We start from the raw sequence: 14387 nt of genomic DNA, 5'->3' as shown, positions 1-14387 counted from the left end.
TTTCTGCCCTTATCCATGCTGCCCCTCACACGCAAAATCATCCACTGCGACGCCGATTGCTTCTATGCCTCGGTCGAGATGCGTGACGATCCGTCGTTGCGGGGCATTCCATTGGCGGTGGGCGGGCAGCCCGATCAGCGCGGTGTCATCGCCACCTGCAACTACGAGGCTCGCGCGTTCGGCGTGCGCTCCGCCATGCCGTCGGCACAGGCGGTCAAGCTTTGCCCCGATCTGCGCATCATTGCGCCGACGATGGAGCGGTATCGCGAAGCGTCGCAACGCATCATGGCGATCTACCGCGATTACACCGATCTGGTCGAACCGCTCTCGCTTGACGAGGCTTATCTGGACGTCACGGATAGCGAGCGATGCGAGGGGTCTGCCACGTTGATCGCCCGCGAGATTCGGGCGCGCATCTCGGCGGAGGTCGGGCTGACGGTGTCCGCTGGCGTAGCCCCGAATAAATTCATTGCGAAGATTGCCAGCGACTGGCGCAAGCCGGACGGCATGTTCGTGGTGCGCCCGGCCGAGATCGACGCCTTTGTTGCCGCGCTGCCGGTCGAGCGCCTGTTCGGTGTCGGGAAGGTCACGGCCGAGAAACTGCGTGCGCTTGGCGTGGATTCCTGCGGCGATCTTCGCAACCACTCGCTCACGGAGCTGACCGAGCGTTTCGGCGTGTTTGGTCAGCGTCTGCATGAGCGCTGCCGGGGTATCGATACGCGGGAAGTGACGCCTGACCGGGAGCGAAAATCGATCAGCGTGGAAACGACCTACACGCGCGACCTTCGGACGCTGGCCGATTGCGAGGCGGCATTCGAGCCGCTGATGCGCCAGTTGCACGAGCGGATTGCACGCGCACGACGCGGCGAACCGGTCGCCATTGCCAAAGTTTTCGTCAAGGTGCGTTTCGCAGATTTTTCTCGTACGACCGCTGAGGCGGGAGCGCTTGGTGTCGACGCCAAGCAATGCCGCCAGCTACTCGCCGAAGCGGTGGGGCGCCGTCGTCGCCCGGTGCGTCTGATGGGTGTCGGTGTGCGTCTGTTGGAAGCGCAGGCAGCGCGTCAGCTGCGATTGTTCGACGACTGGGACGATGTGCCTGTCACGGTGCAGGAGGCGAATGCCGGGAGCACCGGAAATGCAGGTCACGCAGAAGGCGCGGCGAACTCGGTGAACTCAGGGGACGCAGCAAGCGCATAAGCGCGCCATAATGCGGCATCACACTTGCGTACGCGGGTAGGGAGAAAGCGGATGACGGAGATCATCGAAGTGACGTTGCGGCTCACGGCCGCCTTGTTGTTGGGCGGTCTGGTCGGACTCAATCGCAACTTGCATCACAAATCGGTGGGGTTGCGCACGCTCGCCATCGTCTCGTTTGGCTCGGCGCTGTTCGTGCTGGCCGTGGTGCCGTTCCCCGGTTCTGACGTAGCGACGGACGCATCGTCGGTGGGGCGCGTCGTGCAAGGCATCGTTGCGGGTATCGGTTTTCTGGGTGCGGGGTGCATCGTGCGCTCGGGGCGCAGTGCCAACGTGCATGGCTTCACCACGGCGGCCGCGCTCTGGAGTACGACCGGCATCGGCATCATCTGCGGGCTGGGGCGCTGGCACATCGCACTCGTGGCGATGGTGCTGCTGCTTATCGTGCTGGCGGTCGGCGGGCGAATCGAAGCCCTCGCACACCGCTGGCTGGGCCACGACGATCCATCGCCGGAGGCGGCTGCCGGGGACGCGTCGGCGCCGCGTGGGCCCGACGGCAAGTGACTTCCATCTGACGTCTGGAAAAGATGCACATCGCGCCCCCCTTGCAAAGGATGCGGCGGACAAATTCCTGCGGATACCGAAGAAAAATGCCCGCCGAAGCGGGCAAATGACGTTGTCGCAGTACCCCCAAAAGGACGTAAGAGGGCGATTTCATTTTGGTCAACCGAGTACCGTTCGCCAATCGGGGCTTGCCCGATTAGGGAAAGCACGCTCGGGAGAACGCTTATGCGGCGGGTAGCGGCAACGAACGGCTGTTTGGGGGTGCCTTCCGCTGATTGGCGTTTGCCATTTCAACGTGGCTCAGACCGGTGGCCAAGCCCGATGACCCGGCACCCTCCCGAGTCCCATCACTGAAGTGCACGTAACTCCGTGGCACGGGCCCGCGCCACGCGTTGGCCGTCGGCCTGTAGCGTAGCTGTCGCGGCGTCGGCTTGTTGTGCTGCGTCGGTGGCCGTCGTGTAGGTCACGATGGCGGCCTGCCGCTCGCGCCGGAATCGCTCGGTGATAGGCGCACATTCGACGGCCGCTTCGTCGGCAAGCCGAACCGGATCGGGCACCAGATTGACGTAGCGCGCGACGTGTCCGTACAAACAAGTCCGGTACTGATCTGCGGCCGCGTTGGCGGCGGCCAGATGGCGCTCACGCAAGGTGGCGGCATCGGGAGCAGGCTGGGTGGCCTTTGACCCCGCTGGCGGTGCTTTCGATGGCGTGGCGCAGCCGGCGAGCAAGCTGGCGACAAGGAGGAGGGCAGAGGGGAAGGCAGCAAGCCGGCCCGCGCGAGCGCAGGCCAAAGTCGGAAACGTCCGAGACATGAGGTAATCGACGCCGATGGCATAAAGTCCGCGATGCCGCTATGGTACGGGATTTGACGGACCAAACCGATACCGGCACGAGAGTGTCGCGCCGATCTGACATGACTGAATTTCAAAAGGGACTGGTGTGGTTGCGGCGAGACTTGCGCTGCACCGACAACGCGACGCTGGCGCAAGCCTTGGCGACGTGCGGACAGGTTTATGTCGTGTTCGTGTTCGACACGGCGATTCTGTCGGGACTGCCGCGCGATGACCGGCGGGTGGCATTCATCCATGAGAGCGTCGCGGCGCTGTCGCAAAGCGTTGAAGCCGCTGGCGGGGCACTGATCGTGCGTCACGGTGACCCGGTCGACGTGATTCCGTCACTGGCGCAGACACTTGGCGTACAGGTGGTATTCGCAGGACGAGACTATGAGCCGGACGCCGTGACGCGCGACCGTCAGGTCAGCCGGTTGCTGGACGACGCGGACATTGGCTTCGAGCACGTCAAGGATCAGGTCGTCTTCGAGATGAATGAGGTGCTGACGGCGCAGGGCGAGCCCTACAGCGTCTTCACGCCTTACCAGCGGGCGTGGCTCAAGCAGGTGCGACCTGTCGATCTCGCGCCCCATGGCCGTCGCGCCGACATGCACCGGCTGGCGGCACCCGGGGCGATTTCCGGGGAAGCGGCGTCGGAGGCAACCACCGAGATCCCGTCGCTGGCCGAACTGGGCTTCGACGTGCCTGCTGAGCGCCGCATGGCGATCCCGGCGGGCGAGGCCGGTGCTCGGCAACTGCTCGACGACTTCCTGCCGCGCATGGCGCATTACCGCGAACGCCGTGACTATCCGGCGGTACGCGGGCCGAGCTATCTCTCCGTGCATCTGCGCTTCGGCACCGTTTCCATCCGCACGCTCGCCCGCGAAGCGCACGCCGCCATGCTCCGGGGCGGCGATGCCGGGGCGGGCGCACAGACATGGCTGAGCGAGCTGATCTGGCGTGAGTTCTACTTCATGATCCTGCATCACCATCCGGAAGTGGTCGGCAACGCGTTCAAGCCCGCCTATGACGCGATTCAATGGGCGACGGGGCCGGCGGCGGACGACGATTTCGAGGCGTGGTGCGAGGGGCGCACGGGCTATCCGCTGGTGGATGCCGCGATGCGTCAGATCAACCAGACGGGGTACATGCATAACCGTTTGCGCATGGTCGTGGCGAGCTTTTTGGTGAAGGATCTGGGGATCGACTGGCGACGCGGCGAGGCTTATTTCGCGCTGGCGCTCAATGATTTCGATCTGGCCGCGAACAACGGCGGCTGGCAGTGGGCCGCCTCGACGGGGTGCGACGCGCAGCCTTACTTCCGCATCTTCAACCCGGTGACACAGTCGGAGAAATTCGATCCACAGGGGCGCTTTATCCGTAAATACGTGCCGGAACTGGCCAACCTGTCCGACAAGGCCATTCATGCGCCCTGGCGCGTCGACGCGCCAGTGCTGGCGCTCGCCAAAGTCGAACTTGGCCGCGACTACCCTCAGCCGCGCGTGGCGCACGATGTGGCGCGCAAGGAAACGCTCGCACGCTATGCCGTGGTCAAAACGCCTGCGACGTCGGAGGGCAATGCGGAGGATGTGGCGGCCGACTGATGCGGCTGAATGAGGCCGGCGCCGAACACACGCAGTCGAATTTACGTATATTTCCTCATATATTCGCGTATACCCCGGTCAACTTTCTTCACGCTTATCCGTTGATACAGGTAAGACACGAAAGAGGTCTGGGCTTCGGTAGCGAGCGGAAACGTCGGGGGGCGTTTGCCATTGCCTCCGGTGTCAGGGAGGAAGCAGAGCAAGACGGATGGAAGTGCTCGGAATACGAGCGAGGGCAGGCCAAAACCACACTACGGGGAAGCTAAACACCTTTGCCGCATAGATGGCAGCTTCGAATCACGGGGTTAGCGACATGCGAGTGCCCGGAACCTTACGGTTTCGGGCTTTTTTTTGCCTGCGCTCAAGGCCGCAGGGAGGCTTCAGCGTCGTGGGGCCGAGGGTGTCGGGGCGAAGGGCTGCCGGCCCGCGTGACGGCGAGCAACGTCCACACCGCAAGGTTGAACGGCAGCGTGAAATACGGCCAGCCGAGTGGCCCCAGCAGGGCACCCAGAACAATACAGAACAAGCCGGCAAGGGCAGCCCCCGCCAGACGCACTCCCGGGCGGCGATGGAAGACGCCCAGCCCGAGTGCCGCCAGAAACCCATTCACGCCGATGCCGCCCGCTTGCCCTGCCAACGCGGGCCAATGCTGCGCCAGTAGCGCGATGCCCAGCCATACCACCACGCCCGCAGCCAGCGCCCAGACCGTCGCACGGGCGTTCCACAGGGCCAGTACGTACCAAGTGAGCAAGCCGAGTACCAGCGGGGCGACGAACACGACCTGACCGACCGAACAGAAGACGAAGCCCGGCGTGCCCGTATCGCAGGCGAGTGCCCCCGTGCGCGGCAGCAGCCCGAGCCACGGCTGCATCGCCCACGACAGGGCCATGACGGCGACGAAGGGGCCGGTGAGTGCCGGCAGTCGGTGGCGGACGAGTTCGGCGGATGCGATGACCGTCAGGCACACGCACACCGACAGCCACACGGCCGACGTGAGGTCGGGTTGCCACAGGGCGCCGAACGCGATGCCCGTCAACGCGGCGTTGTAGCCGAACAAACCGCTGCGCCGGGCGTCACGCGGCAAACGCAGGACCAGCGCGACGAGCGACGCACCCACACTGGCCGCCAGCCCCGCGAGCGCAGCCGGACGATCGGCAAGCATGAGTACGGCAAACAGCAGCAGGCCGATGCCTGCTGACGGAATGAAGTAAATCTGCGCGAAGTTGGCCGTCAGACCGTGGAGTTCGGCAACCAGCCAGCGGTATGCGGCGAGGGCGCGTGACTCGGCCATAGGCGCGGCCGGAGAAGGCGGCGCAGAAAGCGGCACGGGAAACGACGGTGAGCGGGACGGTGGCATGCGGCGGCTCGTGCGATGAGTGCGATGTCATTGGCCAGCGAGGAGGGGCAGCAAGCCGCCGCGAAATCCGGCGAATTGCACTGAACTGCGCCAGCCATTGGACGATTGGCGCGAGCTTACGCCGAACGCCCCGCCCGCAGCGCATCCGTTCGTTATAGTCCGTATCAGGTGTTCAGGAATATCGGGCCCAAAAACACAAAACCCGCGTACGACGACGCGGGTTTTGCTTGAAACGAGTGGCGTTCAGCGAACTTACTTGCCGCCGCCCTTGGCCGGCTTGACGGCCCAGCTGTCCTTGAGCGACACGATCCGGTTGAACACCGGCTTGCCGGGTGCCGAGTCGTGACGATCGGCCACAAAGTAGCCGTGGCGCTCGAACTGCACGCGGTCTTCCGGCGCCACGTTCAGCAGCCCCGGTTCGACATAGGCTTGCGTCACGCGCTTGGCGTTCGGGTTGATCGCGTCGAGGAAGTTCTTATCGCCGGCATCCGGGTTCGGATCGATGAACAGACGATCATAGATGCGCACTTCGGCACCCAGCGCATGCAGTGCACTCACCCAGTGGATGTTGCCCTTGACCTTGTAGTTGTCAGCGCCCGGGGTGCCCGAACGGCTGTCTTCAAAGTAGTTGCAGTGCACGGCAGTCACGTTGCCGTCGGCATCGGTGTCGAAGCCCGTGCATTCGACGACGTAGCCGTAGCGCAGACGCACCTTGTTGCCCGGGAACAGGCGGAAGAAGCCCTTGACCGGCTCGGCCTGGAAGTCTTCGCGCTCGATCCACAGCTCGCGCGAGATCGGGAACGTGCGCATGCCTCGCTCCGGGAAGTGCGGGTGCACAGGGGCGTGGCAGTCTTCCTGCTGGCCTTCCGGATAGTTGTCGATGATGAGCTTGAGCGGGTCGAGCACGGCCGTGGCGCGCGGCGCCTTCGGGTCGAGGTCGTCACGCAACGCCCCTTCGAGAATGCTCATGTCGATCCACGAGGCCGACTTGGCTACGCCAATGCGATCGCAGAACAATTGCAGGCTTTCCGGCGAGAAGCCACGACGGCGCAGGCCGACGAGGGTGGGCATGCGCGGATCGTCCCAGCCGTCGACGTGTTTTTCGTCGACCAGTTGGCGCAGCTTGCGCTTGCTGGTGATCGCGTAGGTCAGTTGCAGACGCGCGAATTCGATCTGTTGCGGCATCGGGCGCGTGAACATGCCCGCGTCGGCCAACTCGCCGAGCACCCAGTCGTAGAACGGACGCTGATCTTCGAATTCCAGCGTGCACAGGCTGTGCGTGATGTTCTCGATGGCATCTTCGAGCGGGTGCGCATAGGTGTACATCGGATAGATGCACCACGCGTCGCCCGTACGGTGGTGATGGGCGTGACGAATGCGGTAGATGGCCGGATCGCGCAGATTGATGTTCGGCGACGCCATGTCGATCTTGGCGCGCAGCACGTGCGTGCCGTCGGCGAACTCGCCCGCGCGCATGCGGCGGAACAGGTCGAGATTCTCTTCGACGGTGCGATTGCGGAACGGCGAATCCTTGCCCGGCTCGGTCAGCGAGCCGCGATTGGCGCGCATGTCCTCGAAGCTCTGGCTGTCGACGTAGGCCTTGCCGCGCTGAATCAGCGTCTCGGCGCCCTGATAGAGCGTTTCGAAGTAGTCGCTGGCGAAGTACAGGTGTTCCTTGCCCGGGGTGTCGTAGCTGAAGCCCAGCCACTTCACCATCTCGATGATGGAGTCGACGTATTCGGTCTCTTCCTTCTCGGGGTTGGTGTCGTCAAAGCGCAGATGGCACACGCCATCGTAGTCGCGCGCCATGCCGAAGTTCACGCAGATCGCCTTGGCGTGACCGATGTGGAGGTAGCCGTTCGGCTCCGGCGGGAAGCGCGTCTCGACGCGCTGGCCCCATTTGCCCGAGCGGTTGTCTTCGTCAATGATGTTGCGGATGAAATTGGATGCCGCTGTCAGCTCTGTGCTCATGCCAGTCCAGTGTTCGGAATTTGCCGAATATTCTACCGTACCGCACTGCACCACGGGCGAGCGTCGACTCGCGTGATACGCGTTATTCGCCAGTGAGGTGCGGCATCTTGCAAAAAGAACTGCCGCTCGCGCGGCAGTCAGGGTGTTGTCTGGCCGAAATCAGGCCATCGAAGTCAGGCCATTTAAGTCAGATCGCTGAAGTCGGCGATCCGCGCGCTCAGGAGGACGAGCGCTGGGGCCAGTTGGCGTAGGAGAGCAGCCAGAGAGAAATGATGTTGACCACCGGAATGAAGGCCAGCACCGTGAACCACGGTGAAAAGCCCAGCCGGGTCAGAATGCGCCAGACGGGAACGCCAACGAGCACGATAGCGACGAGCAAGCCGATGAGACTGGACATACGATATCTCCCCGAAAGTCCCCGCCGACGGCGGGCGTGAGGCCAAGTATATAGCGGCTGGGTCCGCCACTGCGCCCAGATTGTCCTATCCTGAAAACACTGCCGGCCCCGCTGGCGGTCCTTCCGGGAGGACATCATGGAACTGCACCTCCACTCGCACCGCTATACGCATCGGTCGCCCGACTGGGCCGCCGCAGCGGTCGCCGGCTTTGTCGCCTGCGCTTTCTTCTCCGCCGTCGAAATGCTCATGGTCCTGCTGGTCTCCGGCCAGAGCCCATGGGTGCCCCCGCGCATGGTCGCCGCGATCGTGCTCGGCCCGGGCATTCTGTCGCTGCCCGCAACCTTCGACGTGTCGATCGTCGCCATGGCACTGATGGTGCATGCGGCCATCGGCGTGGTCCTCGGGGTGGTGCTCGGCGCCATCATCGCGCCGTTCCGGCTCGATTCGGACGTGCCCACCGTCGCTATTGCCGGCGGGGTGTTCGGTCTGGTCGTCTACGCCGTGAATTTCTACGTGATGACGCAACTGTTCCCGTGGTTCATCGAATCCCGCACGTGGATGATGGTGGTGGGGCACGTGGTCTTCGGGGCGTTCGCGGGCTACATGTACTGGGTGTTGGCGAAAATCGACGATCGCGCGCCAACGCCGTAGGGTTCACGCGCTTTGGTGCGCTGCCGTTAAAATTCTGATATCATTCGCCATCTGCATTTATCCGTCCGTCAATTTCGGGCGCGCCAATGCAGTCTCCAGTGGCATGAGATGCCGGGCATCGCCCGGCAACGGCAGGTTCGCGACACGATAATCACTACACAGATGTGTCGCGTGTTCCCAGTCCGTTACATGCCAACTTGAACGTCAGGTGTGTCAGATCTGACGCTCAGCCGCTGTCCCTGGAGGGATGGCAGGCACCGATCCCCGAAACAGGAAGTTTGCCAGGGTCACCCCGCGCGCTTTGCGTGGCGTTGATACGCGTCAATGCGTTCTCCCGCCGTGCCAGGCATGCTTGGCGTACCCGTCCTAGCGATCGTTCGATCCACGCAATCCAGGCGATCGACAGGTTTCTCAGCGCGCCCATGACACCGTCATGAGACGTCGAAGCCGGTCGACGTGTAGCTACAGTGACAAGTCAGTCACTGAAATGTCGCGTGTTTGTCATATTCGACCGCTAGGCTGCGTGCACTTCACGGAAACATTTGTGCGAGTTTGCACTCTCATCACCGTAAGCCGATTCGAGAGGGATTATTTATCAGTTATATTTTTTGCAGTAAGAAGGAAACCAAAATGAAAACAACGCAATATCAAGAATTCCAGTACAGCGTCCATGCCGTGGAGCGTGACAACGCCCGCTGGGACGCGTTCTACGAGATTCACCGCCCGACCGGGCATGGCATGGAGAAAGTGGGCGCGTATCAAGTTCAGACCGCTTACGGCTTCGCCACCCAAGGCTTCGCCCTCGATGACGCCGAACGCAATGCGCGTGCCGACATCGAGCAAGGCATCGTCTACTATCAGTAAAACTCCCATCCCCTGTGTGACCGACGGCATCGCCGCGCTGCGACGGTGCTATAGTCCCGGCTTTCGCAAAGCAAGGCTGGAGAGTCGGCAATGGAATGGATGTGCAAGTCGTTCGACGAGTTGGGCGGCACACTGCTTTACCGCGTGCTGGCCGCACGTAACGCGGTATTCGTGGTCGAGCAGAACTGCCCGTATCAGGATATCGATGGACGCGACATCCACAGCCTGCACCTGATTGCCCAGGTGCGCGATGCCGAAGCACAGCCGCAAATTGCTGCCTATTTGCGCTTGCTGCCGCCGGGGCTGGCTTACGACGAAGCGTCGATCGGCCGTGTCATCACGGCAGCGTCGCATCGCGGAACGGGTCTTGGGCGCGAGTTGCTCGCCCGGGCCATCGCGATTGCCGACGTGCAGTGGCCTGATGCCCCGCTGCGCATTGGCGCGCAGGCGCATCTGGAAGCGTTTTACGGCGGATTCGGCTTCGTCAAGGCGAGCGAGCCTTACGACGAAGACGGCATCATGCATATCGAGATGCTGCGCGCGCCGGCCAGTGCGTCGGCGAGCCATCCGGATTGAGTAACCTAAGTAACTTGAATAACGTTAAGCACGTCAGTGCATAAGTACGTTGTGTGAGTCAGGCGCACGAAGCGACGCTCATCGACGTACTCTCACCGGCGCCGGGCGTTCGCGCCCGGCACTACAATACCTTCCATCGCAGTTCACCCGTTTCCCGACACATGGCTTTGTATTCCATCACCGGCGCCCAATTGGCGTTCGGCCACGTGGCATTGCTCGACAATGCCGATTTCTCGCTTGAAGCGGGTGAGCGCGTCGGTCTGATCGGCCGTAACGGCGCCGGCAAGTCGTCGTTGCTCAAGATTGTCGCGGGACTGACCGCGCCCGACGACGGTCTGATTGCGCGCCAGGGCACGCTCAACACGGTCTACGTGCCGCAGGAACCCGAGTTCGACCCCGAGCAATCGGTGTTCGACGCCGTGGCGCAGGGTCTTGGCGAGATGCACGGCGTGCTCTCCGATTACGAACGCACCGTCGACGCGCTGGGCGTCGTGACTGAGGGTGCCGAACACGACGATTTGCTCGCCCATCTCATGGCGCTGCAATCGTCGCTGGACGCTTCCGACGGATGGCAACTCAAGACGCGCGTGGAAACCACCATCGCGCAACTCGGCCTCGACGGGCATGCCCGCGTGGGCGCGCTCTCGGGCGGTATGCAAAAGCGTGTGTCGCTCGCACAGGCGTGGGTCGCCAAGCCCGACGTGCTGCTGCTCGACGAGCCGACCAACCACCTGGACTTCGACGCCATTCGCTGGCTGGAAGAGCTGTTGATCGGCTTTCGCGGCGCATTGTTCTTCATCACCCACGATCGAAGCTTCCTCGACCGCGTTGCCACGCGCATCGTCGAACTCGACCGCGGCCGCCTGCTTTCGTACCCGGGCAACTTCACGCAGTATCAGGAACGCAAGGCCGCGCAGCTTGAAATAGAACGCGTGGAAAACGACAAGTTCGACAAGCTGCTGGCGCAAGAAGAAGTGTGGATTCGCAAGGGCGTGGAAGCGCGCCGCACGCGTAGCGTGTCGCGTATCGAGCGACTGAAAGCGATGCGCACCGAACGTGCCGGGCGTCGCGAGACGCAAGGCAATGTGCGCATGGAAGTCGGTCAGGCCGACCGGTCCGGCAAGATCGTGGCCGAGCTGACCAACGTGAGCAAGTCGTACGGCGATCGCGCGATCGTGCGCGACTTCACGGCGACGCTCATGCGCGGTGACAAGGTCGGGCTGGTCGGACAGAACGGTGCCGGCAAGACGACGCTGCTCAAGCTGATTCTCGGGCAGATCGCGCCGGACAGCGGTGAAATTCGCGTGGGCACGAACATGCAGGTGGCGTACTTCGATCAAATGCGCGCGCAGCTTGACCCGGAGAAGAGCCTGCTCGACACGATCAGCCCGGGCAGCGAGTGGATCGAAATCAACGGCGCCCGCAAGCACGTGATGAGCTATCTTGGCGACTTCCTGTTCTCGCCGGAACGTGCCCGTTCGCCGGTGAAGTCGCTTTCCGGCGGTGAGCGCAACCGTCTGTTGCTCGCCCGTCTGTTTGCGCGTCCGGCCAACGTGCTGGTGCTCGACGAACCGACCAACGATCTCGACATCCCGACCCTCGAACTGCTCGAAGAACTGCTTGAGGACTACAGCGGCACGGTGTTCCTCGTGAGCCATGACCGCACGTTCCTCGACAACGTGGTGACGTCGGTCATTGCCGCCGAAGGCGACGGTAACTGGCGCGAATACGTGGGCGGTTTCTCCGACTGGCAAGTGCAGCGCGAGCGCTCGCTGTCGATGGCCGCGCAACGCGCGCCGGCAGCAGAGGCGACGAAAGACACCGCAAAAGACGCACCCGCCGCCAAGCGCACCAGCAAGGTCAAGCTGAGTTACAAGGAACAGCGCGAACTCGATGGTCTGCCCGAGCGCATCGCAGCGCTCGAGGTGGAGCAGAAAGACGCCACCGCGAAGCTCGCAGACGGCTCGGTCTTTGTGAAAGATCCGGCTGCGGGTGCGGCGCTGTCCGAACGTTGCGAAGCGATTGAACTGGCGTTGCTCGAAGCGCTCGAACGCTGGGAAGTGCTCGAAGCCAAGCAACGCGGCGACGACGCTTGAGCGTTCACGTGACGCGTCACGCTGACGCGTTACGAGTGACAGTACAATAGGCCGCGATCCATTGGACGCGGCCCTGTTCTTTTCAGGCGCGCCATGCCGAATGCCATGGCTGCCTGACGTGGAGGAAGGCTCATTTGATAGCGAGTGAGCCGACAGGGTTGCCTAATAAGTGGGCGCGGCAATGCAAGTGATTGATCCAGCGTCACTTTTCTCATGTGTTAATGGGTTTTCCCCGTGGTTGTCCACAGCTTGTGTGGATAAGCGCCGGGCGTCGTACCCCAATTCAGTCACACTATGTCGAAAAAAAACACGCCTGCCCAATACAGCGAAGCTTCCATCAAGGTTCTGAAAGGACTTGAGCCGGTCAAGCAGCGCCCGGGCATGTACACCCGCACCGAGAATCCGCTGCACATCATTCAGGAAGTCATCGACAACGCGTCGGATGAGGCGTTGGGTGGCTTCGGCAGACAGATTCTCGTGACGCTGCACAAGGATGGCTCGGTCAGTGTCGAAGACGACGGCCGGGGCATTCCCGTCGGCATTCACCCGGAAGAAGGCGTCCCGGTCGTGGAGATCGTGTTCACGCGTCTGCACGCCGGCGGCAAGTTCGATAAGGCAGCCGGCGGCGCTTACACGTTCTCGGGCGGTCTGCACGGCGTGGGCGTCTCGGTGACGAACGCCCTAGCTACGCGACTTGCGGTTACCGTGTGGCGCGACGGTCAGGTCTCCGATCTCGAATTCGCCGATGGCGGCAATGTCAGCGTCGCGCTGCATTCGCGCGCCGCGCAACGTGGCGAGAAGAAAAGCGGTACGCGCGTCACGGTCTGGCCGGATACGAAATACTTCGACAGCCCGACGTTGCCGTTGAGCGAGTTGCAGCGTCTGCTGCGCTCGAAGGCCGTGCTGCTGCCGGGCGTGCGCGTCACGCTGCGTCAGGAGAAAAGCGGTGACGAGCAAACGTGGTTCTACGAGCATGGTCTGCGTGGCTATCTGGTCGAATCGCTGAACGGTGCCGAGCCGTTGATTCCGTTGTTCGAAGGCGAGCGTTTTGCCGACGGCAGCGAAGACAGCTTCGCCGAAGGCGAGGGCGCTGCGTGGGTCGTGGCGTGGACCGAAGACGGCGCGCAGGTGCGCGAGTCGTACGTCAACCTGATCCCGACGCCCGCGGGCGGTACGCACGAATCCGGTTTGCGCGAAGGTCTGTTTCAAGCGGTGCGCGGTTTCATCGAGTTGCACAACCTTCAACCGAAGGGCGTGAAGCTGCTGCCGGAAGACGTCTTCTCGCGCGTGTCGTTCGTGCTCTCGGCGAAGGTGCTCGATCCGCAATTTCAGGGCCAGATCAAGGAGCGCCTGAACAGTCGCGATGCCGTGCGCCTCGTGTCGTCGTTCACGCGTCCGGCGCTGGAGCTGTGGCTCAATCATCACGTCGAGCACGGCAAGAAGCTCGCCGAACTCGTGATCCGTCAGGCACAGGCGCGTACGCGCGCCGGCCAGAAGATCGAGAAGAAGAAGAGCTCCGGCGTGGCCGTGCTGCCCGGCAAGCTCACCGATTGCGAAACCGAAGACATCACGCGCAACGAACTGTTTCTGGTCGAGGGCGACTCGGCCGGTGGTTCGGCGAAGATGGGGCGCGACAAGGAATTCCAGGCGATTCTGCCGTTGCGCGGCAAGGTCCTCAACACGTGGGAGACCGAGCGCGACAGGCTCTTCGCGAACAACGAAGTGCACGATATCGCCGTGGCCATCGGCGTCGATCCGCACGGCCCGAACGATACGCCGGACCTGTCGAATCTGCGCTACGGCAAGATCTGCATCTTGTCGGACGCCGACGTCGACGGCTCGCACATTCAGGTGCTGTTGCTCACACTGTTCTTCCGTCACTTCCCGCAACTGATTGCGACGGGGCACGTGTATGTGGCGCGTCCGCCGCTGTATCGCGTCGATGCACCCGCTCGTGGCAAGAAGCCCGCGCAAAAGCTCTACGCGCTGGACGAGGGCGAACTCGAAGCCATTCTCGACAAGCTGCGCAAAGATGGCGTGAAGGAGTCGGCGTGGTCGATCAGCCGTTTCAAGGGGCTGGGCGAAATGAGTGCCGAGCAGTTGTGGGAAACCACGATGAACCCCGACACGCGGCGTCTGAGTCCGGTCGCGCTGGGTGCGCTCGATTTCGACGCGACCGTGTCGCGCATGAACATGCTCATGGGCAAGGGCGAGGCGGCACAGCGCCGCAGCTGGCTCGAAGCCAAGGGCAACGAAGTCGAAGCCGACATCTGACGGTCGGT

12 protein-coding genes are annotated in these 14387 nt (G+C 63.0%); 8 read left to right on the top strand and 4 right to left on the bottom strand.

The genetic code is table 11. The annotated features are described in order from the left end of the window. Positions 1–15: 15 nt before the first annotated feature. Both dinB and CDV46_RS13550 read left to right on the top strand, forming a co-directional pair. Positions 16–1197, top strand: coding sequence for a DNA polymerase IV (gene dinB / locus CDV46_RS13555; RefSeq protein WP_254916043.1), 1182 nt, complete (start codon positions 16–18; stop codon positions 1195–1197). A 51-nt stretch (positions 1198–1248) separates the two neighbouring features. Continuing rightward, entirely contained in the window at positions 1249–1758 is a 510-nt protein-coding gene (locus tag CDV46_RS13550) for an MgtC/SapB family protein (protein WP_087688266.1), read from the top strand. A gap of 347 nt (positions 1759–2105) precedes the next feature. On the opposite strand, the gene CDV46_RS26815 is transcribed toward CDV46_RS13550, so the two are convergent. Next, complete coding sequence (locus tag CDV46_RS26815; RefSeq protein ID WP_140413361.1) at positions 2106–2570, bottom strand: hypothetical protein; 465 nt, start codon at positions 2568–2570, stop codon at positions 2106–2108. Positions 2571–2671: 101 nt separating this feature from the next. On the opposite strand from CDV46_RS26815, the gene CDV46_RS13540 reads away from it, so the two are divergent. Continuing rightward, positions 2672–4192 (top strand): cryptochrome/photolyase family protein, encoded by a 1521-nt coding sequence (locus tag CDV46_RS13540; RefSeq protein WP_087723001.1) that lies wholly within the window; start codon positions 2672–2674, stop codon positions 4190–4192. A gap of 361 nt (positions 4193–4553) precedes the next feature. On the opposite strand, the gene CDV46_RS13535 is transcribed toward CDV46_RS13540, so the two are convergent. The 3 genes from CDV46_RS13535 to CDV46_RS13525 all read right to left on the bottom strand — a co-directional run bounded on the left by CDV46_RS13535 (position 4554) and on the right by CDV46_RS13525 (position 7917). Then, positions 4554–5483, bottom strand: a complete 930-nt coding sequence (locus tag CDV46_RS13535) for an urea transporter (protein WP_176399078.1) — start codon at positions 5481–5483, stop codon at positions 4554–4556. Positions 5484–5801: 318 nt separating this feature from the next. Next, complete coding sequence (locus tag CDV46_RS13530) at positions 5802–7520, bottom strand: glutamine--tRNA ligase/YqeY domain fusion protein (RefSeq protein WP_087688262.1); 1719 nt, start codon at positions 7518–7520, stop codon at positions 5802–5804. Between the two features lie 217 nt (positions 7521–7737). After that, a complete protein-coding gene (locus CDV46_RS13525; RefSeq protein WP_058379451.1) occupies positions 7738–7917 on the bottom strand; it encodes a hypothetical protein in 180 nt (59 codons plus the stop codon). A 136-nt stretch (positions 7918–8053) separates the two neighbouring features. Here CDV46_RS13525 and CDV46_RS13520 point away from each other — a divergent pair, with 136 nt between their 5' ends. The 5 genes from CDV46_RS13520 (at position 8054) to CDV46_RS13500 (ending at position 14379) form a co-directional block, all read left to right on the top strand. Further along, entirely contained in the window at positions 8054–8569 is a 516-nt protein-coding gene (locus CDV46_RS13520; RefSeq protein ID WP_087688261.1) for a hypothetical protein, read from the top strand. Positions 8570–9199: 630 nt separating this feature from the next. Further along, positions 9200–9433: a hypothetical protein gene (locus CDV46_RS13515; protein ID WP_058379449.1), complete on the top strand. Its 234-nt coding sequence runs from the start codon at positions 9200–9202 to the stop codon at positions 9431–9433. A 90-nt stretch (positions 9434–9523) separates the two neighbouring features. Beyond that, entirely contained in the window at positions 9524–10009 is a 486-nt protein-coding gene (locus CDV46_RS13510; protein WP_087688260.1) for a GNAT family N-acetyltransferase, read from the top strand. Positions 10010–10170: 161 nt separating this feature from the next. Beyond that, positions 10171–12105, top strand: a complete 1935-nt coding sequence (locus tag CDV46_RS13505; RefSeq protein ID WP_087722996.1) for an ATP-binding cassette domain-containing protein — start codon at positions 10171–10173, stop codon at positions 12103–12105. 294 nt (positions 12106–12399) lie between these two features. After that, entirely contained in the window at positions 12400–14379 is a 1980-nt protein-coding gene (locus CDV46_RS13500; protein ID WP_087722994.1) for a DNA topoisomerase IV subunit B, read from the top strand. Positions 14380–14387 lie beyond the last annotated feature (8 nt).

Source organism: Pandoraea sp. PE-S2T-3 (genome assembly GCF_002179965.1).
Taxonomy (GTDB): domain Bacteria; phylum Pseudomonadota; class Gammaproteobacteria; order Burkholderiales; family Burkholderiaceae; genus Pandoraea.
This window is presented reverse-complemented; position numbering and strand designations above follow the sequence as displayed.

Bases quoted from the DNA above. Each gene is read 5' to 3' on its own strand.
- CDV46_RS26815 (WP_140413361.1), bottom strand. From the start codon at position 2,570: ATGTCTCGGACGTTTCCGACTTTGGCCTGCGCTCGCGCGGGCCGGCTT.
- CDV46_RS13525 (WP_058379451.1), bottom strand. From the start codon at position 7,917: ATGTCCAGTCTCATCGGCTTGCTCGTCGCTATCGTGCTCGTTGGCGTT.
- dinB (WP_254916043.1), top strand. From the start codon at position 16: ATGCTGCCCCTCACACGCAAAATCATCCACTGCGACGCCGATTGCTTC.
- CDV46_RS13505 (WP_087722996.1), top strand. From the start codon at position 10,171: ATGGCTTTGTATTCCATCACCGGCGCCCAATTGGCGTTCGGCCACGTG.
- CDV46_RS13500 (WP_087722994.1), top strand. From the start codon at position 12,400: ATGTCGAAAAAAAACACGCCTGCCCAATACAGCGAAGCTTCCATCAAG.
- CDV46_RS13550 (WP_087688266.1), top strand. From the start codon at position 1,249: ATGACGGAGATCATCGAAGTGACGTTGCGGCTCACGGCCGCCTTGTTG.
- CDV46_RS13540 (WP_087723001.1), top strand. From the start codon at position 2,672: ATGACTGAATTTCAAAAGGGACTGGTGTGGTTGCGGCGAGACTTGCGC.
- CDV46_RS13510 (WP_087688260.1), top strand. From the start codon at position 9,524: ATGGAATGGATGTGCAAGTCGTTCGACGAGTTGGGCGGCACACTGCTT.
- CDV46_RS13530 (WP_087688262.1), bottom strand. From the start codon at position 7,520: ATGAGCACAGAGCTGACAGCGGCATCCAATTTCATCCGCAACATCATT.
- CDV46_RS13515 (WP_058379449.1), top strand. From the start codon at position 9,200: ATGAAAACAACGCAATATCAAGAATTCCAGTACAGCGTCCATGCCGTG.
- CDV46_RS13535 (WP_176399078.1), bottom strand. From the start codon at position 5,483: ATGGCCGAGTCACGCGCCCTCGCCGCATACCGCTGGCTGGTTGCCGAA.
- CDV46_RS13520 (WP_087688261.1), top strand. From the start codon at position 8,054: ATGGAACTGCACCTCCACTCGCACCGCTATACGCATCGGTCGCCCGAC.